The organism is Streptomyces sp. NPDC056480, assembly GCF_042795405.1.
In the GTDB taxonomy this organism is placed as follows: domain Bacteria; phylum Actinomycetota; class Actinomycetes; order Streptomycetales; family Streptomycetaceae; genus Streptomyces.
This window is the reverse complement of sequence record NZ_JBHTSA010000013.1, coordinates 61685-88038: the sequence shown is the minus strand read 5'-3', so window position 1 is coordinate 88038 and position 26354 is coordinate 61685. Positions and strand designations below refer to the sequence as shown.

The following is a 26354-nucleotide window of genomic DNA, read 5'->3' as shown; positions in this document are numbered from 1 at the left end:
GTCATGCCTTGATCAGTCCGGCGGCGGCCAGGGCGTCGGCCGCCCCGGCGACCGAGTCGAACGGCAGCCCCGACCGCTCGGCGACGTCCAGCAGACCGCGCTCGCCGTCGGCCTGGCTGAGCACCCACAGCATGGCCATCTGGGCCTGCTTCGCGTCGCTGCGGCCGCCGAGCGAGTCGTACAGCCCACGCCGGCCCAACTGCGGCTCGCCGTAAGGGCTGAGATTGACGTACCGCCGGTTGCGGTCGAGGACGGAGAACGCCTCGCGGCAGACGGCCAGCGTGTCCTCCATCGCCTCCGGGGAGACGAAGTCCGGGTTGTCCGCCGAGGTGTGGTACTCGGGGTACCCGGCGTACGGAGTACGGCTGAGCGAGCCCACACCGAGATCGAACCCGGGCGAGCAGTACTGCCGCTCGTCGTAGCCGTACGGCGTGAACTCGTTGATCTGGTGCGGGCGTTCGGAGGCGGCCAGGACGTGCGCCATCACCCGGTCGATCTCCGCGTCGCCGCGCCTGCTCCGCTTGTACGTCAGCCGGCCCGAGTCGCCGGCACAGGCCAGCACGAGCCCGTGCCTGACCCTCTCGATCCGCTCCGCGTTGCGGGCCAGCCAGGTGATCGCCCCGATGGTGCCGGGCGCGTAGATGAACCGGTAGGTGTAGTACGGCGTCTCCTCGGCCAGCGCCCTGGCCAGGAACGTCGCCACCGCGATGCCGGCCAGATTGTCGTTGGCCAGCGACGGGTGGCAGACGTGACAGGAGACGATCACCTCGTCGGAGACCTGCCCGGGGACCACGTGCTCGGCGTAGGTGAGGTGGCCGTCCGCGAGCGTGGAGTCGACCCGCACCTCGTACTCGCCGTCCGGCAGCGCGTCCAGGGTCTCCTGGGCCAGGCAGAACCCCCACTCCGGTGTGTAGTAACTGGTCCGGTACGGCACCCACGTCGGGTGGTCCGGCAGGGTGTGCAGGTGTTCCCGCAGCTCGGCCAGCGGCATCCTCCGCGACACCGGCACGCTGTAGCCGAGCACGTGCAGGCTCGACGCGGCGAAGTCGACGACGCGACGCCCGGCGGAGTCGGCGATGTACGCGTCCCGGATGTTCCACTCCTGCGGCACCGTCCAGTCGAGCACCTGCGTCCCGGTCGGCACCTCGTGCACCTCCAGCGGAACGTACTCGCCGACGATGTCCAGGGTGGCGCGCACCCCGTCGCCGGTGATGCTCCGGCAGAGCGGGTACAGCCGCTCCACCAGCGCGTGCATCCGCTCGCCGGCCGAGGTCGTCGGCTCCTCGCCGGCCGCGGTCATCGGCGCCACCGCAGGGTGTCGTCGACGGCGCCGTTCTCGGACGCCGAGCGCAGCACCGCGAGCCGGGTGAAGCGACGCTCGAAGGCCTCCCGGGTCAGTCCGAAATCGCGGTAGGCGTCGGCGAGTTCGAGCGCACCGCGCTTCACCGTCCACTCGCAGTCGAAGCCGGGCAGCGCGTCCCGGAACCGGGAGAAGTCCACCCGGTACGACCGCGGATCGGCGCCGGTCTCCCCGGTGATCACCACCTTCGAACCCGACACCGCCTCGGCGACCTGCCCGGCGATCTCGGCGACCGTGACGTTGTTGGTCTCGCTGCCGATGTTGAACGCCCGGTCGTGCACCGCCTCGCGCGGTGCGGTCAGCGCGGCGGAGAAGGCGCGTGCGATGTCGGCGGCGTGCACCAGCGGACGCCACGGCGTGCCGTCGGACATCACGAGGACCTCGCCGGACAGGAGCGCGTGGCCCACCAGGTTGTTCAGCACGATGTCGGCACGCAGCCGCGGCGAGAAGCCGAACGCGGTGGCGTTGCGCATGTACACCGGGCTGAAGTCCCCGTCGGCGAGCGCGTGCAGATCGTCCTCGACCCGCACCTTGGACTCCGCGTACGGCGTCACCGGGCGCAACGGGGCGTCCTCCGCGACCAGTTCGTCACCGCCCGCGGCGCCGTAGACCGAGCACGTGGACGCGTACAGGAAACGCCGCACCCCGGCGTCCTTGGCCAGCCGGGCGAGCCGCACGGAGGCGTGGTGGTTGATGTCGTAGGTGAGGTCCGGCGCCAGCGAGCCCAGCGGGTCGTTGGAGAGCGCGGCCAGATGGATCACCGCGTCCACCCCGGCCACGTGCTCGGCCGTGACGTCGCGCAGGTCCACCCGGTGCCCGGACGGGTCCGCGGGCGACGGGCCCAGCACGCAGTCCGCGAACAGGCCGGAGTCGAGACCGACGACCTCGTGCCCGTCGGCCGCGAGGACAGGGGCCATCACGGTGCCCAGGTAGCCCTGGTGTCCCGTCAGCAGTACGCGCAAGGTTCATTCCCCCAGATCGAGAGTGAGTTTGGTGACCGCGAACGCCTCGGCGTACCGCGCGTGGCATTCGATACCGCGGATCCGGGCGAGGCCGAGGAAGGCCTCCCGGTCGTACCAGGGACGGTGCCGCTGCGAGGGGTAGTGCTCCTGCAGCAGCCGCACCTTCTCCTCCGCGACCTCCGGCGACAGCGGCTGGTACGCCGCCGGACGGCCGAGGTCCCCGTCCCACTTGACGATCTCGTAGCCGAGCACGAGATGGTCGCGGAACGCGGTGGGAAGCAGCCGCGCCAGACCGCGATGGTCCTGGTGCGCGTCGTCCGTGCGCGGCGCCAGGATCACGTCGGGCTCGGTCCGGGCGCGCAGCTCCTCGACCGCGGACTTGGCCTCCTCCCAGTGCGCGGGAAGCCGTCCGTCCGGCAGCTTGAGCACGGTCAGCCGCAGATCGGCCCCCGGGCAGAAGGCCGCGAGCGCGGCCCGCTCCTCCTCCTCGCGCTCGCCGCCGCCGCCGGAGAGCACCAGCGCGTCGACCCGTGTGCCCGGCCGCGCGAGGCACATCGTGAGCAGCGTGCCGCCGGCACCGATGGCGATGTCGTCGCAGTGCGCCCCCACCGCGACGACCCGGTCGAGGCGCCCCGAGCCGAGCCGGATCACGCGGACCTCACCGGCGCGCCGGTGCCCACGCCGTCCCGCTCCCACACGGCCCACGGACGGTCGCCCCGGGTGTAGGCGGCGTCGAGCGCCGCCCGCTCCTTCACGGTGTCGGTCGGCTTCCAGAAGCCGCGGTGCTGGAAGGCCGACAGCCGCCCGCGCTTGGCCAGTTGGGCACAGCCGTCGGCGACCAGGTCCCCGTTCTCCGGTATGTGGTCGAAGACCTCCTGGCGGAGCACGAAGTAACCGCCGTTCTCCCACAGAGGCATGTCGCTCACCGCGGTGATGCCCCCGACCAGGCCGTCCTCGCCCAGGTCCACGCAGTGGAACGACTGCTGCGGCGGCACCACCATCATCGACGCGCCGGCGTCGCGCTGCGCGAACCGGTCGATCATCTCCGGCAGCGGGGCGTCGGTGAGCACGTCGGCGTAGTTGGCGAGGAACATCTCGTCGCCGTCCAGGTGGTGCCGGACCCGGCGCAGCCGCTCCCCGATCGGCGACTCGATGCCGGTCTGCGCGAACGTGATCGTCCAGTCCGCTATGTCGGTGGAGAGCAGCTCGGTCTTCCCGCCCCGCAGAACGAAGTCGTTGGACGTCGTCTCCTCGTAGGTGAGGAAGAAGTCCTTGATGTGGTGCGCGCCGTACCCGAGGCACAGGATGAACTCGGTGTGTCCGAAGTGCGCGTAGTAGCGCATCACGTGCCAGATCAGCGGGCGCGGGCCGACCATCGCCATCGGCTTGGGCACGTCGTCGGAGGTGCCGTTGCGCATCCGCATCCCGTAACCGCCGCAGAACAGGACGACCTTCATGCCTTCACCTCGACGATGCTCAGTTCCGGGATGGGGAAGACCAGCCGGCCGCCCCACTCGTGCACGAAGGACAGCTGCTCGACCAGCTCCTCCCGCAGGTTCCACGGGAGGACGAGGACGTAGTCCGGCCGGTCGGCGGCGATCCGCTCGGGCGGCAGGATCGGGATGCGGGTGCCCGGCGTGAACCGGCCGTGCTTGTAGGGGTTGCGGTCGACCGTGTAGGCCAGCAGGTCGGGCCGGATGCCGCAGTGGTTGAGCAGGGTGTTGCCCTTGCCCGGGGCGCCGTAGCCGACGACCGTCTCGCCGCGCTCGGCGGCGTCGATGAGGAACCGCAGGAGGTCCCGGCGCACCTTGGCCACCCGGGCCGAGAACTCCGCGTACCCGGACAGCTCCTGGAGCCCGGCGGCCTTCTCCCGGTCGAGGACGTCGGCCACCCGGCCGCTCGGCTCGCCGGCGACCTCGGACGGCCGTGCCCACAGCCGGATGGAGCCGCCGTGCGTGGGCAGCAGCTCGACGTCCACGAGCGTCAGCCCGCCGCTCGCGAGCGCCCGGGCGGCGGACGCGACCGTGTAGTACTGGAAGTGCTCGTGGTAGATCGTGTCGTACTGGTTCTCCTCGATCAGGGTCAGCAGGTGCTGCACCTCGATGGAGACCCAGCCGTCGTCCGCGACCAGGGCGCGCAGCCCCTCGGTGAAGCCGACCACGTCGGGGATGTGCGCGTACACGTTGTTGGCCACCACCAGGTCCGCCGGTCCGTGCTCGGCGCGGACGGCCGAGCCGGTCTCCGGGGACAGGAACTCGGTGAGCGTGGGCACACCCGCGTCCCGCGCCGCGGCGCCGACGTTCACCGACGGCTCGACGCCGAGGCAGCGGATCCCCCGGTCCACCACGTGCTTCAGCAGGTAGCCGTCATTGCTCGCGACCTCGACCACGAAGGAGTCGGGGCCGAGCCCGACCCGCCGCACGGCGTCGGCGACGAACGTGCGCGCGTGCTCCACCCAGGAGGTCGAGTACGAGGAGAAGTACGCGTACTCCTGGAACGTCTCCTCCGGCGTGATCAGCGGCGGGATCTGCGCGAGCCAGCAGTCGGTGCAGACCCGCAGGTGCAGCGGGTACGCGGGCTCGGGCAGGTCCAGTCGGTCCGCGGCGAGAAAGCTCTCGCACGGCGGAGTCGCCCCCAGATCGACGACGCTGGCCAGCGCCGCCGAACCGCAGAGTCGGCATCGTGTCATGTCTTCTGCCCCCCATCTCCGCTCGCGCGGGTGCCCCGCGACGAGCCGGCTTCTTCGTTCCCTACCGGCGGCGCGCTGTTCCCGCCGCCCGACCGCCCCGCGATCGCGGTGCGGTACTCCTCCAGGAGGCGCTCAAGACCCACGGACGGGCTGAACCCCTTCTCGTAACGGCGCCGGGCCGCCTCGCCCATCTCCCGGTTGCGGTCCGGCTCCGCCGCGATCCGGCGGAGGCGGGACGCGAGCGAGCCGGGATCGCCCGGCGTGTGCAGCAGGCCGGTCACCCCGTCGTCGACGAGCTCGACGAAGGCGCCGTGCGCGGCGGCGACGGCCGGGACCCCCGCCGCCATCGCCTCCGCGACCACCAGGCCGAAGGTCTCCATGGCCAGCGAAGGAGCCACCACGGCCACGGACCGCGCGAGGGCCCGCCGGCACTCCGCCGGGTCCCACAGGCCGGCGTACCGGACGTCGTCCCGGCCCGCCGCCCAGGCGGTCACCTCCGGCTGCAGCGGCCCCGCCCCGGCGATCACCAGGGGCACGCCCACACCGCCGTCCGCGGCGACCTCGTCCCATGCCGCCATGAGCAGCCGTACGCCCTTGGCCTCGGCGAGCCGGCCGAGGAACAGCAGCTGCTCGCCGGCGCCCGTCCGCACGGTTCCCGGGTCGGGCACGAAGTTGTGCTTCACGGCGAGCCGTTCGGCCGGCATGCCGGACCGCACGAGGACGTCGCGCTGTGCCGCGGAGATGCAGAAGAACCGCTCCACGCCGGACCACCACCGTCGCCGGTTGACCGACAGGCTGACCGCGAGCGGCACCGTCGCGAGCCGGGAGTTCCGGTAGCAGCCGTGCCGGACGGCGGGCAGCGGCACCGCCTTCCCGACGCACTCGGTGCACTGTCGGCCGTCCCGGTGCAGCGTGCCGGGCGGGCAGACCTGGGTGTAGTTGTGCAGCGTGGCGACGACGGGCACGCCGGCGTCCGCGCAGGCGGCGAGCACCGAGGGCGACAGGAGCGGGAACACGTTGTGGACGTGCACCACGTCCGGCCGGTCGGCGCGGAGCCGGGCGGTGAGCTCGGCGCGGGCCGAGGGGTTCCACGGCACGAGCAGCGGCACCGCCACCTTGCCCGGCAGGGAGCGGGCGGCGATGTCGTCGCTGCGCCGCTCGAACAGGTCGACCCGGTGGCCGGCCGCGCGCAGCAGCCCCACCTCTTCGTCGACGACCCTGTTCTCGCCGCTCGGCTGCGCCGATGAGTAGCGGTTGTGGACCACTAGGACATGCATGTTCAGGTCACCTCCTGGCCCAGAGCGGGATACGTCGTCGGGGGATGTCGTGCGTCGGGAGGGGCGCGGCCGGGGCGGGGAGCGCGAGGAGCGAGGCGGCCAGGGCCAGATGGAGCAGATACGCCGAGGCGTCGCCGAGTCCCACCTCGGTGTACGAGGAGATCCCGCAGTAGCCGATCAGGAAGATCGCGCAGGCCCTCGGCAGCGACGGTGGCCGCAGCAGCGCCACACCGCCGAGGACGATGACGATCGCCGCCACGAGGGTGACGCCGACCAGCCCCTGCTCGTCGTAGACGGCCAGCCAGCTGTTGTCGATGGGCAGCCCGTCGAACGACTTGTCGCCCAGGCCCGTGCCGAAGACCCTCTCCCCGGTCGTCCGGGGCGCCGAGAGGAGCGCGTCCCAGACCTTGGCCCGCCCGGTCAGGTTGGCGAAGTTCTCCTGGCTCTGTCCGCGCAGGAACCACGCCCGCAGCGCGGAGCTGAACACCACCGCGGCCACCGTGGCGCACAGCACCGCCCAGGCGAAGAACCGGCGGGCCGCGGCGCTCGTCAGGACGAGCGAGCCGATCGCGAGCACGAGCCCGATGAGCAGGCCGAGCGTGGCCGTCCGGGTGTGGGTCATCGCGAGCAGGACGAGGGACGGCACGATGACCACCGCGGCCCCGGCCCCGGTGGTCCGGCGGCCGAGCAGGAGCAGCACGGCGAGCCCGATGACCACCGCGGCGTACTGGCCGATCTGCGGCGGGGTGAGCGGCCACAGCGCGCCGACCAGACGCCCGCCGTAGTACTCGGGCATGGCCGTGGCCGGGGAGACGGCCAGGCCCGCGGCCACCAGGACGAGGACCGCGAAGTACATCCGGATGTGGTGGCGGACGAAGGTCAGGCTGCCGTCCCACCAGCGGCTGAGCAGCCACAGCGTGCCGACGAAGAGCGCCAGCCGGGCACAGCGGAACAGCGCCCCGACCTCGACCTCCAGCTGCACGCTGGCGATCAGGCTCGGCACGAGCAGCAGCGTGAGCAGGAACACGAAGGCGCTGGGCCGGATGCGCAGCCGGGGATTGAGCGCCAGGGCCAGCGCGAACGCCGCGACCAGCGCACCCATCGTGGCCATCTGGATGAGGGAGCGGGGGATCGCCACGACGGTCTTCGCCCCCGCGGAGCCCAGCGTGTTGAGGCCGAGCAGTGCCCAGACGATTCCGACGGCCTTCGGAGTGCCGACCGGGCGCGGTGCGGCGGCGGTCCGGGTGCCCGCCGTGTCCGCTCCGTCCGGCAGCCGGTCGCGCTTCAGGTCCTCGTCCATCTCAACCACCGGCCCGGGGGCCGAAGTCGCTGTCCGCGTCCTGCCGGTACGGCGTGCCCCGCCACTGCCGGGAGTCCAGCGTCCGGCTCCCGTCGCCGGCGACGAAGCTCCACGGTCCGCGGTAGACGTTGCCGTGCCAGCGGTTCTGCTGCCGGTGGGTGATCGCGTCGGCCACCCGCCTGCCCTTGTACGGCGACCAGTCCGGGGAGGTGCCCTCGTTGGCGAACACCGCCATGCGCCCGCACTCCGTCGTGCATCCGACGACGGACGGGTCGAGGACGAAACGGTTGCCGTGGATGTCCACCCGCTGCGTCTTCCACCGGCAGTCGCCGTAGAGCGGCTCGGTGGCGATCGCCGGGCGCGCACAGCGGCCGGTGTCCTTCACGAGCCGGGTGCAGTAGCCGGTCGACGTGTTGGCCGGGCTGTTGCAGAACCGGTCGGCGTTCTCCCACAGGGTGATCCCGTTCCAGTTGTCCTCCAGGACGTTCCCGTAGATCTCGATCCTGTCCGTGCGGGCCGGGATCCGCGGTTCGCCGCCGGCCTCGGACACGTAGACGGTCGCGTACGGGAAGTCGTCGCCGCCCTTGGCGTAGGCGCGGCCCTCGACCCAGTTGTTCCGCCGGATCGTGTTGTTGCGGATGACCGCGTTGTAGCTGGTCTCGTACATCAGTGCGGCACCGTCGTTGGACTCGAGGAGGTTGTCCTCGATAAGGAAGTCGTTGTTGTTGTTGTCGGCCCACAACCCCGTTCCGCGGTTGTGGTGCACCCAGTTGCCGCGCACGTCGGCGCCGTCCACGGCCCAGAACTTGATGCCGCCGGTGCAGCCGCAGCCGGGCTGCCGCCGCTCCCAGTCGTCGGTGTTGTTGCCCGTGATCTCGTTGCCCTCGACCACCAGGCCGCGGATCGAGTCGCCGGTCTTGTACGCGTTCATGCCGTACTGGCCGTTGTTCCGCAGGCAGCTCGCGCGGACCCGCTGGCGAGCACCGGCCATCAGCCCGGCCCCGGAGTTGCCCTGGACGGTCGCGTGCTCGATCACCCACCCGTCGGCCATGTCGTGGTTGACCACGCCCTCGTCGTGCGGCGCGATGAAGCGCTCCACGGTCAGATGGCTGATGGTGACGTCGGGGGCGGTGCCGCTGAACGCGTACTGGTTGATCCTCCGGCCGTCGAGCACCGCGCCCGGCGCGCCGAGGTAGCGGTTGCCCTCCTTGGCCATGACCTGGGCATAGGGATCCGACTCCAGGGTGTGCCTGCCCGGCCGAAGCCAGAACGTGGTGTGCGGGGGGCTGTTCTCCGTCTTCGTGGCCAGGTCGCCGACGACCGCGGGGTCGACCGTCACCGCACCGGCCGGCGCCTTCACCGGCCCGGCAGCGGGCCGGTCGCACACCCGGGCCGGGGCGGCGGAGGGGGCTCCGGGGGCCTCGGACACTCCGGAGACCTGGGGGGAGGCGGACGCGTCGGACGAGGCGGACGCCCCGGAACCGGCGGCTCCGCCCGTCGCCCTCGCCGGGGCGTCCGGCGTGCCCGTGCAGCCGGCCGTCAGCAGCAGGACCGCCGCCAGCGGTGCGGCCGCCCACGCCCCGTACCTCCCCCTGATCCCCACGCGCCCCCCTAGCCGCGGAATCCGAGCACGGTGGTGAACCCGGACACGCCGTCGGCGAAACCGGTGCCGACCAGCGTGGTCGCGGGCTCCTTGCGCCCGAAGCCGGCGGAGTACCAGCCCAGCGGCGGGTCGGTCTCCCCGCGGTGCGCCCGCCAGGACAGCTCCCCGGGCAGGTCGAGCACCGCCGAGCGGTCCTCGCCGTCCCGGGTCCAGGTGAGCACCGCCCGGCTTCCCGACAGGTCCGCGGAGATCGCCGGACCCAGGTGGAACGCCAGGCGTACGGCCCCGGGGTCGCCGCGCACCTCGTCCACCACGCGGACCTCCCGGCTCGCGGGGGTCAGTTCCACCCGGCGGCGGTGCACGGAGCGCTGGTAGCCGTCGTGCTCGGCACACCAGCGGGCCGTTCCCCCGGTGGTGGCGAAGGACGGGTCCGCGACCAGGACGCGGGTGCGGGCGTGCCGGGTCCACAGGAACGGGCCGCCCGAGACGGACTGGTCACCTCCGTCCCACTGCAGGGTGTTGTGGCCGAGGGTCGACCGGAAGTACTGCCGCCACTCGGGCTGCCCGTGATAGCAGAACGTCCCCGGGTCGGCGAGCACGTCGACCCCGTCGTGCCGGACCTCCACGGAGAGCGCGTCCGCGTGGGCGTGCGCGGCGATCGACAGGAACCCGTGCGGACCGCCGTCGCAGCGGCACCAGATCTCCTCGGGACCGCGCAGGATCGTCATGCCCGCGTCGGCGAAGTGCGCCGGCCGGCTCGCCGGGCGGGTCACCGCCGGTCCCGTCTTCGCGTACGGCCGGACGAGCGCGGCGAGCAGCGGGGTGCGCACATCGGTGCCGGTCACCTCCGGCCACCAGTCGAGGCGGCCGAACACGGCGTCCCCGGTGGCGAGCAGCGAGGCCCACCGGTCGGTGCCCGCGCCGTCCACGATCAGACCGTGCCCGTCGTCGGCGTCGCCCTGACGCGGGGGCCGTAACCGGCCGTCCACGACCGCGGCCAGCGCGTCGGTCATCCGCAGCAGCACCAGCCGGGTCGTGGCCGGAACCGCCACACCCGCGGCATCGGCCTCGGCCACCGCGGCCAGGCCGAGTTCGAGCACGAGCCCGTGGTACTCGGTGGCCAGCTCGCGGTTGAGGCCGGAGCCGAAGGTGTTGCTCCGCAGATGCCGGTCGAGGGACCGCATCGCGTCGGCCCGCCAGCCCGCCGACGAGGGGAACCACCCGAACGCGCAGGCCGCGGCGAGCTGCCCGGCGGCCTCGGCGATGATGTGGTTGTTCGCCGAGGACCCCCGGCTGGGGAAGGCGGCGAGCCAGCGCTGGTGGTGCCAGATCTGCTTCCGCGCCACCGGGTTGTCCTCGAACAGCGCGGCCGCGCCCGGCCAGCCGTCGAGCAGCCGCCGGATCCACACCCAGGACAGCAGCCGGATCCCCAGCTCGATGCCGCTGATCCAGTGCACCCCGCGCAGCGGCGCGTTGGCCGCCCACCACAGGCGCAGATGCCGGGCCACCCGCTCGGCGTACCGCTCGTCCCCGGTGACCGCGTAGGCGGCGGCGAGCACGGTGAGGTACTGGTGCCGGGACAGCTCCCAGATCTGCTTGATGTCCCCGACCGTCTCCTCCTTCCGGTACGGCACGTCGAAGGCGTACCCCCACGGAGCGCGGCGCCCGGTCTTCGGGTCGTACCACCAGTCCGGGTCGGTCAGGTCGTCGCGGTGCACCCCGAAGTACTCGGCGTGCCCGGCCATCAGCCGGTCCGCCTCGGCGACGAGCCGCTTCGCCGCGTCCGGCGGCACCGCGGCGATCGCCCCGGCGGGCAGGACGGCGGTGAAACGGGCGCCGGTCACGCTCGGCGCGTCCGGCAGCGCCGACCGCCAGCGCCGCCTGCGCACCGTGTCGCCCACCCGGCCGCCGACCTCCTGCGGTCCCATCCGGGACAGGCGCCGGAGGTACCAGCCCGCGCTCATGCTCATCGAGCCCCCGCCAGGGTCACCGGCGCACCGCCGGCCAGACCGGCCCGCACGGCGAGGGTGGCCGCCGTGGTCGCGACCAGCGACTCCAGCGGCACCGGCATCGGCCCGCCGGTCCGCACCGCCCTGACGAACGCGGCCAGTTCGGCGTTCTGCCCCTTGTCCCGGGCCTGCGGCAGCCGGGAGCTGACCCAGCGCTTGGTTCCGTAGACCGAGGCGCGGACGAAGTCGTCGAGCCGCAGCACCTTGCCGTCCGCGACGAGGTCCAGCGTCTCCTTGGGGAAGCTGGACGGCCCGGTGGTGACGTAGCTGATGGTGGCGGTGGACCCGTCCGGGTAGCGCAGCACGACCTGCAGATCGTCGTTGCCGGACGTGGAGACCGCGTACACCGAGACCGGGTCGGCCCCGAGCAGCCAGCTCGCCGTGTCGATGAAGTGTCCGCCCTCACCGGCGAACCGCGAGCCCTCGGTGCCCTGCTGGAGGTACCAGCTGCCGTGCTGCAGCCGGCCCGCGTTGACCAGGTACCGGAGGTTCGCCGGACCGGTCCGGACGCCGAACCGGCTCTTCGCCTCCAGCAGCAGTGGCGCGAACCGGCGGTTGAAGCCCACCTGGAGCCGGTCGTTGCCGGACTCCTCCACCGCCGCGAGGACCCCGGCCAGCTCGTCCTCGGAGAGGGCGAGCGGCTTCTCCACGAACACCGTCTTGCCGGCGAGGAGCGCCTTGCGGGTCAGTTCGGCGTGCGAGCTGTGCCGGGTGACGACGAACACCGCGTCGACGGACGGGTCGCCGAGCACGGCGTCGAGATCCGTGGTCGCCCCGGCGAAGCCGAACTTCCGCTGCGCGTTGGCCGCGGACAGCGCCGTCGTGGTGACGACGGTGGACAGCTCGACGCCGTCGCGCCCGACCAGGTGGGGCAGCAGCATCGACGTCGCGTAGTTCCCGGCGCCGACGAACGCGAGGCGCACCGGGCCGTTGGCCGGCCGGGCCGGGGCGGGAGCCGCGCCGCCGCGCCGTACCGCGGGCACGGCCACCGTCGGGGCCGGTGCCCCGGCCTTCTCCTCGGGGTAGCGGAACAGCACCGCCACGGCCTTCAGGTCGCCGTCCTTCAGCCGCCGGTACGTGTCGACGGCGTCGTCGAAGTCGGCGACGTGCGACACGAGGGGCTCCACGTCGACCCGGCCGCGGGCCATGAGATCGAGGAAGCACGCCAGGTTGCGGCGCTCGGTCCACCGGACGTAGCCGATCGGGTAGTCCCGCCCCTCGAGCTCGTACGCCGGGTCGTAGCGCCCGGGGCCGTACGAGCGGGAGAAGCGGACGTCCAGCTCCTTCTCGTAGTACGCGTTCCACGGCAGGTCCAGGCGGCACTTGCCGATGTCGACCACCCGGCCGCGGTCACGGCACAGCCGGGCGGCCAGCTCGACGGGCTGGTTGCTGCCGCCGCCGGCGGCCAGGTACACCTGGTCCACGCCGTGGCCGTCGGTGAGTTCGGCGGCGGCGGCCTCCACGGCCGTGGACGCGGGATCGCCGCAGGCCACGGCGCCCAGGCGCTCGGCGAGCTCGCAGCGCGCCGGGTCGGGGTCGGCCCCGACGACGCGGACGCCCGCGGCGGTGAGGAGCTGCACGACCAGTTGCCCGATCAGTCCGAGTCCGATGACGAGCGCCACCTCGCCGAGCTGCGGCTCGCCCTGCCGGACGCCCTGCATCGCGATCGAGCCGACGGTGCCGAACGCCGCGTGCCGCGGCGCGAGGCCGTCCGGCACCCTGGCGTAGAGGTTCTTCGGCACCCAGTTCAGCTCGGCGTGCAGGGCGTGCTCGTTGCCGGCGCAGGCCACGACGTCCCCGACCTTCACGTCGTCGACGCCTGGGCCGACCTGCTCGACCACCCCGCACAGCGAGTAGCCCAGCGGGGTGTAGGAGTCCAGCTTGCCCATCACCTTCTGATAGGTGGCGGGAATCCCGTTGGTGGCCACGCTCTGCATGACCTTGGCCACCTGGTCCGGCCGGGAACGGGCCTTGCCCAGCATCGACATGCCGGCCTCGGAGACCTTCATGAGCTCGGTCCCGGTCGATATCAGCGAGTACGAGGTGCGGACGAGCACACCGCCCGGCTTGCACCCCGGCACCGGCACGTCGAGCACCGCGAGCTCGCCGGTCTTGTAGTTCTGTACAACCTGTTTCACCGAAGTCCCCTTGTTTCTAAGCCTTCTCGTGCGTATCCCGGCCGGACCCGGAGGTCGCGCCGCGATACCAGTACTCGAGGGTCAGCACATGCCAGAGATGCTTGGAGAAGTCCCGCTGCCCGGCCGCGTCCTCGGCGACCATCCGCGCCAGCGCGTCGCGGCGCAGGAAGCCGTTCCGCACGAGCACCCCGTCGTTCACCACCTCGCGCACCAGCGGTGCCAGGTCCCGGCTCATCCAGGCGCGCAGCGGGGCGCTGAACAGGCCCTTGGGCCGGTACACGATCTCCCTCGGCAGGATCGAGGTGGCCGCCTCCTTGAGGACGGCCTTGCCCTGCCGGCCGACGATCTTGCGATCGCCCGGCACGGCGAACGCCGCCCTGACCACCTCGACGTCCACGTACGGCACCCGCACCTCGGTCGACGCGGCCATGCTCGACCGGTCCGTGTACGCGAGGTTCAGGCCCGGCAGGAACATCCGGGCGTCGCCCAGGCACATGCGGTTGACGAAGTCGTCGAGTGCGTTGTCCTCGTAGACGTCCGCGTGCTCGGTCAGCACGTCCCCGACCGTCCCGGCCAGGTCCGGATTGACCAGGGCGAGCAGCTCGTCCTGGTCGTACATGGTGTAGCTGCGCCGGAACGCCGTCTCCTCCGGCAGGTCGGCGAAGGAGAGGAACCGCTTCGCGAAGCGCACCGACCGGTAGCCCCGGCGGGCCGAGGCGACCGGCAGCCGGTCCACCGCCGCGGACAGGCCGCGCCGCAGCGGGCCCGGGACGCGCTGGTAGCGCAGCGCGATCAGGTTGGCCAGGTGCTTGCGGTACCCGGCGAACAGCTCGTCGGCGCCCATTCCCGAGAGCATCACCTTGACCCCGGCCTCCCGGGCGGCCGAGCAGATCAGGAAGGTGTTGATCGCGGCGGGGTCGCCGATCGGCTCGTCCAGGTGGTACGTCATCCGCGGCAGCAGATCGAGCACGTCCGGAGCGATCTCGATCTCGTGCAGGTCGACGCCGAACCGCTCGGCCACCTGACGGGCGTAGCGCAGGTCGTCCGGCATCGCCTCGAACCGGGCGTCCTCGGCGCGGAACCCGATCGTGTAGGCGGAGATCCCGGGCCGGTCGCGGGCCGCGAGCGCGGTCAGATAGCTGGAGTCGAGACCGCCGGACAGGAACGTCGCCACGGGGACGTCGGAGAGCAGATGGCGCCGGGTCGACTCCTCGACGATCGCGGCGATGTCCGGCAGCTCGCCGCTCAGGGCGCGCTCCCGGCCCTCGGCGGCGACGTCCCGGAGGTGCCAGAACCGGCCGCGATCCACCCGGCCGTCGGGCCGGAACCGGAGCCAGCTGCCCGGCGGCAGCTTCTCCGCCTCGCGGAACGCGCACCGCGAGTCCGGCACCCAGTAGTACAGCAGCGAGGCCACCAGCGCCGCGTCGTCCACCTCGAGCGATCCGCCGGTGGCGGCCGCCAGCGCCTTCAGCTCGGAGGCGAACACCAGCCCCTCTCCGCGCCGGAGCAGGAAGAGCGGCTTGATGCCGAGCTGGTCGCGGACGAGCACCAGCTCCCCGGTGCGCTCGTCGAAGATCCCGAACGCGAACATGCCGCGCAGCCGGGGCAGACAGTCCGTGCCCCAGCGCCGCCACGCCTCGAGCAGCACCTCCGTGTCGGACGTACCGCGGAAGCGCACCCCGCCGGCCGCCAGCTCGGCCCGCAGCTCGGGCGCGTTGTACAGCTCGCCGTTGTACGTCAGGACGAGGCCGTCCGAGACCATCGGCTGGGCGCCGGTCTCCGACAGGTCCATGATCGCCAGTCGGCGGTGCCCGAGGTGCACCTCGCCGTCACCGGCGCGATGGCTGTACCGGCCCGCCCCGTCCGGGCCGCGGTGGGCGAGGGTGTCGGTGAGCCGGTCGGTCACGACCTTCCCCTCCGGCCACCGGTACGTGCCTGCGATGCCACACATGTCCTACCGCTCCCCCTGGTCGTCGCTGTCCGGAACCCGTGCCGCCCACATCGGCAGCCGCTCCGCCCGTCGCCGGCCCGTCCCGTTCCGCCGGGCCGGCCGCTCGCCCTCACCGCGTGGCGCCGCGTGCGTCCCCTCCCACAGCGTGCCGTCGGTCCGGTCGGCCGGATCGGGGTCGATCAGCACCACACCGACCATCTCGATGCGTTGGTCCGCGAGGTGCCGCGCCACCGTGTGCAGCCACGCGGTACTGCCGTGCCCGGCGCGTACGACGAGGACCGTCCGGGTGCCGAGGTGCTGGAGATCGGTCCACGCCGTACCGGGTGCCACCGAACCGACGCCGAGCCGGCGCTGCTGGTGCGGGACGGACGCGGCCCCCTCGGCGCTGACCACGGTGGGGTCTCCCGGCTTCGGGCGGCGGTGGGTGAGCGGCAGGCCGGGCAGGCCGTCGATGACGGCGACGGGCCCGTCCGCCGCGAGCGCCCCGGCGAGTTCCAGGGCGATCCCGGTGGTGGCGCGCGCGGAGCCCAGTTCCAGCAGGGACACCGGTCCCGCGGAGCCGCGCACGGTGCGCGCCAGGGAGGCGGTGAGCCTCGTCCGGGCCGCCCGGACCCGGCGGCGGTGCCACAACCGGGGTGAGCGGTGGGGCAGTTCGGCGATGACGGAGGCGCCGAGGTGCGCCGCGATCTCGCGGCGCAGCACGGGGCGGTCCGCCACCACCGCGCCGACCGCGGCCACCGCGAGCCCGAGGGCGAGCCCCAGGGCGAGCCCGATCGCGGCGTTGGTGGCGGCGGTCCTGGGCAGGGAGTGCCGCACCGCGCGCGGTGCGTCCACGATCTGGGTGCCGGAGACGAGCCGGGGCGTGCCGATCCGCGCCTCCGCGGCGCGCCGGCCGAAGTCGGATATCTGCGAGGTGAGTTCGGCCCGGCGTGCGAAGAGCGACTCCATGTCGGCCGACACCTTCGGTCCGCTCTCCGACGATCCCTCCCCGATGGCCTTGTCGACCTGGGCGAGGTCCGTCCGCAGCCGGTCACGCTGGTCGAGCAGGGCCTTGGACTCCGCGTTCGCCGCCTCCCTTATGCGCCGGACGTGGTCGGCGACGAACGCGTCGGCGAGCGCCTGGGCGCGGGCCACGGCCTCCGCGTCGCTGTCGCCCGACACATCGATCCGCAGCAGGTTGTTGGTCAGGCCGACGCCCTCGTAGTCCTTCATGAACTCCTCGGGCTTCTCCCGGGAGCCGAGGGACCGGAGTGCCTGGTCGGCGATCCGTGTGGTCTGCAGCAGCGCGGCGTCGGTCCGGATCAGGGTTCCGGGGTCGTTCGGCTGGTCCTCCTGATGGGCGACCAGGAGCTTGGTCGTCGCGGTCGGCGGCGGCGGCATCAGCACGGCCATCGCCACGCCCAGGAGCAGCCCGATCAGGGTCAGGGAGCCCCAGAGGCGGCGTCGCCTGCGGACCGCCACCACCAGGACCTGGAGGTCGAGCAGGGGAGCGGTGGCCGAGGGCTCCTGCGTCGTACGCGTCGTCACTTCGCACCCCCGGCCGTGTCGCCGCCGACCGCGAGCACCGGCGTGGTGACGCGGCGCGAGCGCCCGGAGGAGCGCGCCGGACGGGCCCAGACCGTGCCGGCGAGGACGGTGCCGACGACCTCGTGCCCGGCGTCGGCACAGGCCTCGGCGATTCCGGAGAGTTCCCCCGCGGTCCAGCTGCCCGCGCTGACCACGATCACGGCACCGGACTCGCCCGCGCGGTCCGGCACCATCGGACGGGACACCGGGACCTCCACGACGTGCAGCACGAGGAGTCCGCTGCCCGAGGAGTCAGGAGAGGTGTCGTTCCCGGCCTCCGTGACGAGCTGCTCGGCGGCCCGGCGGGCGATCGCGTCGCCGTCCGGGACGACGACGAGAAGCCGCCGGGGGGCCGGCAGCCGGTCCCTGAGTCGGGCGCACACCCGCCGGTAGCGGATCAGCCTGCTCTCGTCGTCGCCTGAGGCCCCCGGGGACGGGATGTCCCAGCGGACGTCGAGGCCGAGCAGCCGGCGGAACAGGGCCCGGGGGCCGCCCTTCGGCCGGTGCGCGGCCCGCTGGCCCGGCACGTCGACGGCGCCGAGCAGGGTCGAGCCCAGTACCGCGCTGATGTCCGCCCCCGTGCGCGGCCGGCGACCCACCCGCGCGGCGGCGAGATGACCGATGACGGCGAACAGCACGAACAGCAGCGCCCCGCCGGCGATGAGCTGCGTCCTCGTCGGCGGCGCCTCGCCGGCCGGCCGGGCCGCCGGGCCCATGACGACCATGTCCGGCCGGTCGGTCTCCGGGTCGGCCTTGTCCAGTTTGTCCACGGCTTCCTGCAGAGAGGTGCGCAGCTTCGCGAGCTCGGTACGGGTCTGCACGCTCTCCACGCTCTGCCCCGGACCGGCCTCGTCGGCCAGTTCGTTGATGCGGCGGGTGGTCTTCATCACCAACTGCCGCAGTGCCTCGGGCTGCGCCGCCGCCTCGGGGTCGGCGGTGTCGCCCATGATCTGCGCGGCGAAGGTGACGAACTCCCTGGCGACCGTGTCGGACAGGCGCTGCGCGCGCTCCGGTGTGTCGGCCGTGCCCGAGATCTTGACGATGTTCCCGTCGGCGGCCTTGGCGGTCACCCGGTCCCGCAGTTCCATGCCGTCGACCCCGGCCCAGCCGAGCGCGGCGGCCGCGCGGTCGACCACCACCGAACTGGTCGCGATCTCCGCCTGGGTCAGCAGTTCGCGCTCCTCCCACGCCCCGGGCAGCAGCACCGATGCCGACGTCGTGTAGCGCGGCGGAATCAGCAGGGAGGCGCCGTAGCCGACGAGCGCTCCCACCAGGGCCAGGATGGTGAGAAGCCGCCCACGCCGACGGAAGATCCGTCCGATCGTGACCAGACGTATGGTGTCATCGCTCAACGGCGCGGCCTTCTCCCCGTCCGGACCGGGCCGTTCTCCGACACGGGGGTGTGGTCACGGCAGGCGGCGGCGTAGGCGGCCAGCAGCGACTCCTGCGAGTGCCGCCAGGCGAGCTGCCCGCTGATGCGTTCCTGGCCGATCTTGCCCATCCGGGCGCGCTCCTCCGGATCGTCGAGGAGCCGGGCGACGAGCCCGGCGAACGCGCCCTCGTCGTTGGCGGGCGCGTACACGGCGGCGTCACCGGCGGAGACCCGCGCCTCCCGGAGGTCGAACGAGACGATCGGCCGGCCCATCACCATGTACTCGAGGACCTTGTTCATGGTCGACACGTCGTTGAGCGGATTGCGCGGATCGGGCGAGAGGCACACGTCCGCGGTGGACAGGTAGCGCACCAGGTCGGCGTCCGGGATGCGGCCGGTGAACTGCACCTGCTCCGAGAGTCCGAGCTGCCGGGACAGCTCGACCATCGCGTCGAAGGCGTCGCCGGCACCGACGAACACCGCGTGCCAGTCGGTCCGCCCGAGCTCGTCGCGCAGCTTCGCGAGGGCCCGCAGGGCGTAGTCGACGCCGTCCTGCGGCCCCATGACGCCGAGGTAGCACAGCAGATGGGGCTTGCCGCGCTTCAGCTCCGGCTCGGGCGGCACCGGGTGGAACCGGTCGATGTCGGGCGCGCTGCGCACCACGAAGACGTCCTCGGGGCGTCGGCCGCCGCGGCGCAGCGCGACGTCCCGATAGCTCTCGTTCGTGGCGAGCACGACGTCCGCGGCCCGGTAGGTCATCCGTTCCAGCGCGCACACGGCGCGGTAGAGCAGGTCCTCGCCGCGGTCGAACCGCGAGAGGTACAGCTCGGGCACCAGGTCGTGCTGGTCGAAGACGAACCGCGCCCCGCGCCGCTTGAGCCACCGGGCCGGCAGGAACAGCAGGTCCGGCGGATTGCAGGCGTGGACCACGTCGACCGGACCGACCTCACGGGCCAGCCGGAGCGTGTGCCACAACGCCGTCCCGTACTCCCGCAGATAGCCGGCCGGACCACCGGTGGCGGCGCGCAGGGGGTAGCGGTGGATCCGCACCCCGTCGATCACCGCCTCCGCCTCCGTGTCCCGCTTCTCACCGCGGGGGCAGATGACGTGCACCTCCCAGCCCGCGTCGCGCAGGGTCGTGCACTCCTGCCACACCCGCCGGTCGAACGGCACCGACAGGTTCTCCACGAGGACGAGCGCGCGCCGAGCCGGCCCGTCGCCCCCGGTCATGTCACCAAGCAAGGCCCACGTACCCCGGTTCGGCCCGGCGCGCGTCGGCGTCGGGAAGGTGGATGAGATCGACGATCACCGGGCCGTCGCCATGGGGCAGCGCCGACAGTACGGCCGGATCCCCGGTCCCGACCAGGCACACCTCTGCATGGTCGAGCACCTCGTCGACGGAGTCCGCGAGGAGCTGCGCGAGGTGCGGCAGCCGGGTCTCGATGTACTCGCGGTTCGCGCCGAGCAGCCGGGAGAGGTTCACGTTGGGGTCGTAGATCCGCAGGTCGTACCCCTTGCCGAAGAGCCGCTCCGCCAGCTCGACGAGCGGGCTCTCGCGGAGGTCGTCGGTCCCCGGTTTGAAGGAGAGGCCGAACATGCCCACCCGCCGTTTGCCGGTGCGCTCGACCAGCTCCACCGCGCGCTGCAGATGGTCGGCGTTGGAGGGCAGCACATGGGCGAGGATCGGCACCGAGACGTCGTGCCGCTGCGCCGCGTGGACCAGGCTGCGCAGGTCCTTGGGCAGGCAGGAGCCGCCGAAGGCGAAGCCGGGCCGCAGGTAGGCGGGGCTGATGTTGAGCTTGCGGTCGGCGAGGAACACGTCCATCACCTGGTGCGAGTCCACCCCGAGCGCCTGGCACACGGCGCCCAGTTCGTTCGCGAAGCCGATCTTGAGGCCGTGGAACGCGTTGTCCGCGTACTTGATCGCCTCGGCCGTCGGGACCGGGACCCGGAACACCTCGCCGGGCAGTCCGTCGTACAGCGCCGCCACGACGTCGCCGCTCGCCGGGTCGAGCTCGCCGATGACGGTCTTGGGCGGGTCGAAGAAGTCCCGCACGCTCGTGCCCTCGCGCAGGAACTCCGGGTTGACCGCGACCCCGAAGTCCACTCCGGCCGTGCCGCCGGCGAACTTCTCCAGGATCGGTACGAGGAGGTTCAGGCACGTGCCGGGCAGCATCGTGCTGCGGAACACGACGGTCTGCCGCCCGCCCCGCTCGGCCACCGCGGCCCCGATCTCCTCGGTGACCCGCTCCAGGTACGTGGTGCACAGGCTGCCGTTGGGCTCCGACGGCGTGCCCACGCAGATCAGCGACACGTCGCTGTTCATGATCGCCTCGTGGACGTCCCGGGTGGCGCGCAACGTGCCGGCCCGCACGACGTCGGCGATGAGCTCGCCGATCCGCTCCTCGACCACGGGGGCCTTGCCGTCGTTGACCAGGTCGACCTTCACCTGGTTCACGTCCACTCCGATGACCTCGTGACCGAGGCTGGCCAGGCACGCGGCCGACACGCAGCCCACGTAGCCGAGCCCGAAAACGCTGACTCTCATGCCCTGTTCCTCCCCCTGGGCAGGCCCTTGTGGCCTGCCGTCCCCGAGCCCACCGGACGACGTCCCCCGCGCATCAGTAGGCCCCCTTGCCGTGGATCACCGCACGCAGCGTCTTCCACAAGATCACCGTGTCCAGGGCGAGCGACCAGTCCTCCACGTACCGGAGATCCAGCCGGACCGCCTCCTCCCACGACAGGTCGCTGCGCCCGCTGATCTGCCACAGGCCGGTGAGCCCGGGCTTCACGAGCAGCCGCCGCCGGATGTCCGGGCCGTACGCGGCGGACTCCTCCGGCAGCGGAGGCCGCGGGCCGACCAGCGACATGGAGCCGGTGAGCACGTTGAAGAGCTGCGGCAGTTCGTCGAGCGAGTACCGGCGCAGCACCGTTCCCACCCGGGTCACCCGCGGGTCGCGGCGCATCTTGAACAGCAGGCCTGCGCCCTCGTTGCGGTGGGCCAGCTCGGCGCGCGCCGCGTCGGCCCCGACGACCATCGTGCGGAACTTGAGAATGGTGAACTCGCGGCCGTCCTTGCCGACCCTGCGCTGGCGGTAGACCGCTCCACCCCTGCTGTCCACCAGGACGAGCAGCGCGACCAGCAGCATCAGCGGCGCGAACAGCATCAGCAGGACCGCCGCGCCCATCCGGTCGACGACCTCCTTGACCGCCCGGCGGCCGCCGGTGAAGGTCGGCATGCTGACCCGCAGCAGCGGGATGCCGAGCACCGCGTCGACGTGCAGCCGCGGACCGGCCACCTCCATGAGCACCGGGGCCACGACCATCTCGGCGTCGCTGCCCTCGAGGTTCCAGGCCAGCCGCTGCAGCCGGTCCGGCGACCAGTGCGGATCGGGTGTGACCGCGACGACCCGGTAGCCGTCGCGGCGTACATGGCCCGCGACGTCGGCCAGTTCACCGACGACCGGCACCCCGTCGACCTGGTCGACGTCGAGCCCGGGACTGTCCGCCGTGCACACCGCCTCCACGCGCCAGCCGAGGTGCGGGAACTTGCGGGTCCGGGTGATCAGGTCGCGCACGGTGGCCGGGCTCCCGGCGGCGAGCACCGGGCGCAGACACCTTCCCTCCTTCCTCTGTTTGTGCAGCCAGAGGCGGAGCAGATAGCGCTCGGTCATGGTGACGAGCGCGATCACCGGTATCGCGACGAAGATCCAGAGTTTGATGTTGCGCGAGGTCAGGGCGATCCCGACCAGGGCCAGCACGACGGCCGCCGTGCACAGCGAGCGTCCCAGCCTGCGGAACTCCTCGGCGCCCTGGCCGAGTACGGCCGGAGACCAGGAGCGGCTCACCGCGAGCGCCCCGAGCACGAGCAGTTCGGTGGCGAAGGCCAGGATCCTCCACTTCTCGTGCCAGTTGGCCGCGTCCCGGACCCCGAAGAAGCCACCGATCGCCGCCACCACGAAGGCGGTGGCCACGGTGTCACTGATGATCACGGCCCGGCGGTAACGCTGCTCCCAGTCGATCGTGGTCCTGCTGATCGACCCGTTCTCCAGGCGCCCGGGCGCCGATGGAAATGGACTGACTAACTCACCCTGCTGCACAGACCCCCCCAGGGCGTCAGTGGGCTCGACGTGTTGGCTCCACACGGTTCCTCCCCCCGGGAGGCACCCCCGCCCCCCGCGCCGCTCCTCCCCTCGGGAGGCCCCCGCCTCCCGCGCCGCGCTGTTCCTCACCTTCGGGGTGGGTCCCCGCCCACCCCGCGCATGACGTACCGGTGTTGCGACGTCATGTGAACGTGCTTACTCAGGCGACCGGGGACGGCGATGAAGGCCGTCCCCGACGCTGGATCGAAAGATCATGTTTTGTCGCCTGGTGTCCGAGCTGTGAAGCATGGTCAATCTAGAGCATCGGGGCCCGCCTGGAGAGGGGATGTATGCAATTTGTGCTGAACCTTTGAAGGTCAAGTCACCGCAGGGTGACGGCCCGCGACCGCGTTGACGGCGGGGACATGCCGTGTGACCTGTGACGACGCGATCACTGCGGGCTGCCGGCGCCGCCGATTCCGAGCCGATCCTGGGGTTCCGGTCGGGTCATGCTTGGCTTGTTCTTTAGCCTGCGCGCGCCTAAGTGCCCCCGCGCCCCCCTCTGTTGAGCTGCGCGCCCCCGCTCGCACGTTTCAGTCGACGTCGGCCCGTGTCGTGCCCATCTTCAGGCCGTCGACCCAGTGGACCGACTCGACGCCGGTGATGGTGGAGCCGTACGAACCCCAGCGCGGGACGTTGCCCTTGAGGTCCCAGGTCCGCGCGTTCCGGTGGTCCGCGACCAACTGGCCGTTCACGTAGAGGAGTACGGAACCGCTCGTGGAGGGGCGGACGTCGATGCCCAGCTCGATCTTGTTCCAGGTGCCGGGAGTCCAGGCGACGTTGCCGATGGGTGTCCACTGCTCGCCCGGGGCGACGTACCAGATCTTCAGACGGCTGTCCTCGACCTTCATGATCACCGGGTAGTTCTGGTCGTGCTCGGCGCCGGTGCCCCACGACTTCCACTGGAAGACGGTCTGGGCGTTGCCGGTCTTGGTCATGGACTCCCAGCCGAACCAGTACGTCCGGCCGGACGTGAGGGTGTGGCCGGCGATGCCGTGTCCCTCGCACCGCTCGGAACCCACCGCCTTGGTGAAGCCGAAGATCTTCCCGCGGCCGTCGTTCCAGTCGGGCTGGTAGACGTACGACGGGGAGTCGCAGAGAACCGCGTCGAACACGGCGGTGCCGCCGTTGTCCGCGTCGCCGTCCCACTCGACCGCGGCGTGCGCGGGGGTGGCAAGGGCGAGCGGGAGCACGGCCGCGAGCGCGGTGACGGCCGGCAGCCACCGGCGCCGGCGGTGCGGTGCCTGCCGACCGGCGGGGGAGCGGGGGGTGGCCGAGGGGGAGACGCGGGGGACGTCTCGGGTGTCGGCGTGCTGCATGCGTTCCTCCGGGGGGAGAGAGGGGTGGGATGTCACAAGGGGCGCGCGCCCGGGCTGTGTCGGGGGTGTGCACGGCCCGGGCACGCGCCTCCGGCCTCGGTGTCAGCCGAGGCGGACGCCTCGGTGTCAGCCGAGGCGGACGGTGACCTTCTGCGGTGCGCCGGCTTGCCCGCTGAGGTCGCCGAAGGCGAGCTTCAGGGAGGATCCGGTCGTGGCGTTGGTGACCGTGGCGGGCTTGGAGAGCACCTTCGTCACCCTGCGGTTCCAGACGATGTCCAGTGAGGTGGCCTGCCGCGCGGGGTCCGAGACGACGAGGGTCGCCGTGCCGTTGCGGTGCTCCCGGACGAGGACGGAGGCGGGGGCGCTCGCCCGGAGCCTCTCGACGGTGCCCGCGCTCCAGAAGTTCACCGCCGTGAGGCCCAGCTTCGGCACGCGGATGCCTTGCTGCGTACCGGAGTTGGCGAGGATGCGCAGCCAGCCCCGGTCCTGGGCGCGGCGCGCGGTGGTCCTCGCGCTCGCTCCCGGCAGCAGGACGTAGGCGTAGTCGCCGCCGGCCGGGTCGACGCCGTGGTCGGTGAAGAGGGTCAGGTACCGGCGGGTGACCGGGTCGGGGGAGCCGCCGGTGTTGATGTCCCGCCAGGAGCCGGTGCGCTCCTCGCGCACCGCGCCGAGCGTGGTGCCGCCGGGGAAGACATAGCCCGCCTGCCCGGCGATGTGGGCCCACTCGGCGTCCCCGAAGGTGGCCGTCCAGCCCTGGGTCACGGGCTGCGGCCGGCCGTCCACCGTGAGTACCGGGGCACCCGTGGCGCCGAGGGCGCGGTTGTCGACGGTCGTCTCGACGGCGTGGCCGTCCGTGGCGGTGATGCCGGCGCCGAGGCAGACGACGGAGTCGTCGAGGCAGAACCAGGACTTCTTGGCGTCCAGGGTGCTGGACAGCCCCTTGAGGTGCTGGCCGATGGCGGCGTACTCGCCGTCGGTCGTGCCGCCGACCCAGGCCGCGTCCGGCATCGGCTGCCCCCAGTTGCCGCCCTCGCCGTCGGCGAGCGGCTTGCGCGAGGCGGTGATGCCGGGCAGGCGGTAGGGGTCGACGGTGGGCCAGTACGCGTCCGAGTACTGCTCCAGACCGAAGTCGTCGCCCCACCAGGAGAGCCATCCGGCGCCGGTGTGGTAGCCGCGGGCGTGTTCGCCGTTGCCGAACTCGTAGTGGGCGATGCGGTTCGAGGCCATGGAGAAGGAGGCCGCCCAGCCGCGGCGCCGGTGCGTGGCCCGGGCCATGTTGGGGAACAGCCGGTGCTCGACGGGCTCGGGGGCGGCCTTCACGGAGGCGTCGTCCTGCAAGGCCTGCAGCAGCGACGCCCTGATCAGGCTGAGGCCGGGGTTCCTGAGCGCCGGGTAGTAGTAGTCGCGCCGCAGCCAGCCCTTGACCATCGCCCGCCAGCGGGCGTTCTCCTCGGGGCCGGCCCCCTGGCCGACCAGCAGGATGGTCGCCATCAGGCCGTGGGCGCGCTGGTGCTCGTCGGTGCCGATCCGGCTGATGCCCCGGCTGCTGACGTTGTCCATGATCAGGCCGTTGTAGATGAAGGGTGCGACGGCCTTCTCGATCGTGTCGAGGAAGAGCTGTGTGTCCGGGCCCGTCACCTCCCAGCTCGATCCGCGCAGCAGGGCGAGCAGCCGGCCAACGCCGTCGTGCAGCACCGCGCCGTAGCCGCCGATGTAGGGGACGTTGCGGTGCTGGACGAACGATCCGTCGTCGTAGAAACCGTCGCCCGAGGTGACGTACGGGAAGACGGGGGCCAGCGCCCGCGACGCCAGCGTGATCTTCGCCGGGTCCTTGCCGACGATGCCGCGCAGGACGACGCCGCGGCACAGGTCGACCCGGTTGGCCCCGGTGCTGGTCCCGGTGTACGAGGCGAAGACCGCATCCGGCACGAACGCGTCCACGGCCCGGCAGTAGTCGGCGATCCGGGTCGGCGACAGGTGGTCGTACATCAGCACGCAGGTGTCCATCAGTGCCTGAGGGGCGCCGATCTGCCAGTTGTACCAGTTGCCGTAGCGCGTCGTGCGCTCGTTGTAGACCTCGGAGTGGAGGTGGTCGAGGCCGGTGAGGACGGCGTCCCGGAGTCCGGTGTCCCCGGTCAGTCCGGTGCCCGGCTGGGAGTACGCCTCGGCCATGGTCCGCAGCCGGTTGTAACTGTCGTTCATGGTCGCGGAGAAGGCGTACGACTCGGCGTCGAGGTCGGGCTCCGGGTCGGCCCAGGAGCGGCCGGGCCAGAGCGAGCCGCTCGCCGGGGCCATGGTCGCCAGGTAGCCGGCCGCGGTCGTGCCGAGGGTGCCGAGGATGCTCCGGAACGGTTCCGCCGTCGGGCTGAAGCCCGTACCGAGGATGAGGTCGCGCCACTTGCCGCGCAGCGCGTCGAACTCCGCGTCGGCCTCCGCGGCGGACGTGGAGGTGAACGCCCCTGCGAGCCCGGGGACTTCGGCGGCGCCGGACGGGTGGGCGAGGGTCCCGCCGAGTCCGAGGGCGAGCGCGCCCCCGCCGGCGGCGTGGAGGAAGGTGCGGCGAGGCCAGGGAGATGGCATGGGAGACGACCTTTACGGGAGGAGCGCGTCGTTGCCTCGGCGCTGTCGCTGGCTCGTAAGCGTGGGGTTTCTAACACGCAGAAAAC

The 26354-nt window shown here is 72.4% G+C and carries 18 protein-coding genes; all 18 read right to left on the bottom strand.

Features of this window, described 5'->3' with window-relative positions; all coding sequences use genetic code 11:
* Position 1: 1 nt before the first annotated feature.
* Positions 2-1300, bottom strand: coding sequence for a DUF4910 domain-containing protein (locus ACFQ79_RS09155; protein ID WP_383580569.1), 1299 nt, complete (start codon positions 1298-1300; stop codon positions 2-4).
* Positions 1297-2322 (bottom strand): NAD-dependent epimerase/dehydratase family protein, encoded by a 1026-nt coding sequence (locus tag ACFQ79_RS09150; protein WP_383580567.1) that lies wholly within the window; start codon positions 2320-2322, stop codon positions 1297-1299. Before ACFQ79_RS09150 ends, ACFQ79_RS09155 begins: the two co-directional genes overlap by 4 nt.
* Positions 2323-2325: 3 nt before the next feature.
* Positions 2326-2973, bottom strand: coding sequence for a PIG-L deacetylase family protein (locus tag ACFQ79_RS09145; protein ID WP_383580565.1), 648 nt, complete (start codon positions 2971-2973; stop codon positions 2326-2328).
* Positions 2970-3779, bottom strand: coding sequence for a glucose-1-phosphate cytidylyltransferase (locus ACFQ79_RS09140; RefSeq protein WP_383580563.1), 810 nt, complete (start codon positions 3777-3779; stop codon positions 2970-2972). Before ACFQ79_RS09140 ends, ACFQ79_RS09145 begins: the two co-directional genes overlap by 4 nt.
* A complete protein-coding gene (locus tag ACFQ79_RS09135) occupies positions 3776-5011 on the bottom strand; it encodes a class I SAM-dependent methyltransferase (protein WP_383580561.1) in 1236 nt (411 codons plus the stop codon). The genes ACFQ79_RS09140 and ACFQ79_RS09135 overlap by 4 nt, the downstream gene beginning before the upstream one ends.
* The gene (locus ACFQ79_RS09130) at positions 5008-6288 is read right to left on the bottom strand and encodes a glycosyltransferase family 4 protein (RefSeq protein ID WP_383580558.1); all 1281 of its coding nucleotides are present in this window, start codon (positions 6286-6288) and stop codon (positions 5008-5010) included. Before ACFQ79_RS09130 ends, ACFQ79_RS09135 begins: the two co-directional genes overlap by 4 nt.
* A 7-nt stretch (positions 6289-6295) precedes the next feature.
* Positions 6296-7588 (bottom strand): O-antigen ligase domain-containing protein, encoded by a 1293-nt coding sequence (locus ACFQ79_RS09125; protein WP_383580556.1) that lies wholly within the window; start codon positions 7586-7588, stop codon positions 6296-6298.
* A 1-nt stretch (position 7589) separates the two neighbouring features.
* Positions 7590-9191, bottom strand: coding sequence for a right-handed parallel beta-helix repeat-containing protein (locus ACFQ79_RS09120; RefSeq protein ID WP_383580553.1), 1602 nt, complete (start codon positions 9189-9191; stop codon positions 7590-7592).
* Positions 9192-9199: 8 nt separating this feature from the next.
* Positions 9200-11161, bottom strand: a complete 1962-nt coding sequence (locus ACFQ79_RS09115; RefSeq protein ID WP_383580550.1) for an alginate lyase family protein — start codon at positions 11159-11161, stop codon at positions 9200-9202.
* Positions 11158-13338: a bi-domain-containing oxidoreductase gene (locus tag ACFQ79_RS09110; RefSeq protein WP_383580547.1), complete on the bottom strand. Its 2181-nt coding sequence runs from the start codon at positions 13336-13338 to the stop codon at positions 11158-11160. The genes ACFQ79_RS09115 and ACFQ79_RS09110 overlap by 4 nt, the downstream gene beginning before the upstream one ends.
* A gap of 16 nt (positions 13339-13354) precedes the next feature.
* On the bottom strand, positions 13355-15289 hold the full coding sequence (asnB, locus tag ACFQ79_RS09105; RefSeq protein ID WP_383580545.1) for an asparagine synthase (glutamine-hydrolyzing): 1935 nt from the start codon (positions 15287-15289) through the stop codon (positions 13355-13357).
* 3 nt (positions 15290-15292) lie between these two features.
* Positions 15293-16816 carry a Wzz/FepE/Etk N-terminal domain-containing protein gene (locus tag ACFQ79_RS09100; RefSeq protein WP_383580542.1) on the bottom strand — a complete coding sequence of 508 codons (1524 nt, stop codon included), beginning with the start codon at positions 16814-16816 and terminating at the stop codon, positions 15293-15295.
* Positions 16813-18207 (bottom strand): polysaccharide biosynthesis protein, encoded by a 1395-nt coding sequence (locus ACFQ79_RS09095; RefSeq protein WP_383580539.1) that lies wholly within the window; start codon positions 18205-18207, stop codon positions 16813-16815. Before ACFQ79_RS09095 ends, ACFQ79_RS09100 begins: the two co-directional genes overlap by 4 nt.
* The gene (locus ACFQ79_RS09090) at positions 18204-19457 is read right to left on the bottom strand and encodes a glycosyltransferase family 4 protein (protein ID WP_383580536.1); all 1254 of its coding nucleotides are present in this window, start codon (positions 19455-19457) and stop codon (positions 18204-18206) included. The genes ACFQ79_RS09095 and ACFQ79_RS09090 overlap by 4 nt, the downstream gene beginning before the upstream one ends.
* Position 19458: 1 nt before the next feature.
* Entirely contained in the window at positions 19459-20775 is a 1317-nt protein-coding gene (locus ACFQ79_RS09085) for a nucleotide sugar dehydrogenase (RefSeq protein ID WP_383580534.1), read from the bottom strand.
* A gap of 73 nt (positions 20776-20848) precedes the next feature.
* On the bottom strand, positions 20849-22327 hold the full coding sequence (locus tag ACFQ79_RS09080) for a sugar transferase (RefSeq protein WP_383580532.1): 1479 nt from the start codon (positions 22325-22327) through the stop codon (positions 20849-20851).
* 575 nt (positions 22328-22902) lie between these two features.
* Positions 22903-23688 carry a heparin lyase I family protein gene (locus ACFQ79_RS09075; RefSeq protein WP_383580529.1) on the bottom strand — a complete coding sequence of 262 codons (786 nt, stop codon included), beginning with the start codon at positions 23686-23688 and terminating at the stop codon, positions 22903-22905.
* 126 nt (positions 23689-23814) lie between these two features.
* On the bottom strand, positions 23815-26268 hold the full coding sequence (locus ACFQ79_RS09070) for a polysaccharide lyase 8 family protein (RefSeq protein ID WP_383580527.1): 2454 nt from the start codon (positions 26266-26268) through the stop codon (positions 23815-23817).
* Between the last annotated feature and the right edge of the window lie 86 nt (positions 26269-26354).

Coding starts and splice junctions, on each gene's coding strand:
- ACFQ79_RS09155 (WP_383580569.1), bottom strand. CDS start 1,300: ATGACCGCGGCCGGCGAGGAGCCGACGACCTCGGCCGGCGAGCGGATG.
- ACFQ79_RS09140 (WP_383580563.1), bottom strand. CDS start 3,779: ATGAAGGTCGTCCTGTTCTGCGGCGGTTACGGGATGCGGATGCGCAAC.
- ACFQ79_RS09135 (WP_383580561.1), bottom strand. CDS start 5,011: ATGACACGATGCCGACTCTGCGGTTCGGCGGCGCTGGCCAGCGTCGTC.
- ACFQ79_RS09130 (WP_383580558.1), bottom strand. CDS start 6,288: ATGCATGTCCTAGTGGTCCACAACCGCTACTCATCGGCGCAGCCGAGC.
- ACFQ79_RS09125 (WP_383580556.1), bottom strand. CDS start 7,588: ATGGACGAGGACCTGAAGCGCGACCGGCTGCCGGACGGAGCGGACACG.
- ACFQ79_RS09115 (WP_383580550.1), bottom strand. CDS start 11,161: ATGAGCATGAGCGCGGGCTGGTACCTCCGGCGCCTGTCCCGGATGGGA.
- asnB (WP_383580545.1), bottom strand. CDS start 15,289: ATGTGTGGCATCGCAGGCACGTACCGGTGGCCGGAGGGGAAGGTCGTG.
- ACFQ79_RS09090 (WP_383580536.1), bottom strand. CDS start 19,457: ATGACCGGGGGCGACGGGCCGGCTCGGCGCGCGCTCGTCCTCGTGGAG.
- ACFQ79_RS09085 (WP_383580534.1), bottom strand. CDS start 20,775: ATGAGAGTCAGCGTTTTCGGGCTCGGCTACGTGGGCTGCGTGTCGGCC.
- ACFQ79_RS09075 (WP_383580529.1), bottom strand. CDS start 23,688: ATGCAGCACGCCGACACCCGAGACGTCCCCCGCGTCTCCCCCTCGGCC.
- ACFQ79_RS09070 (WP_383580527.1), bottom strand. CDS start 26,268: ATGCCATCTCCCTGGCCTCGCCGCACCTTCCTCCACGCCGCCGGCGGG.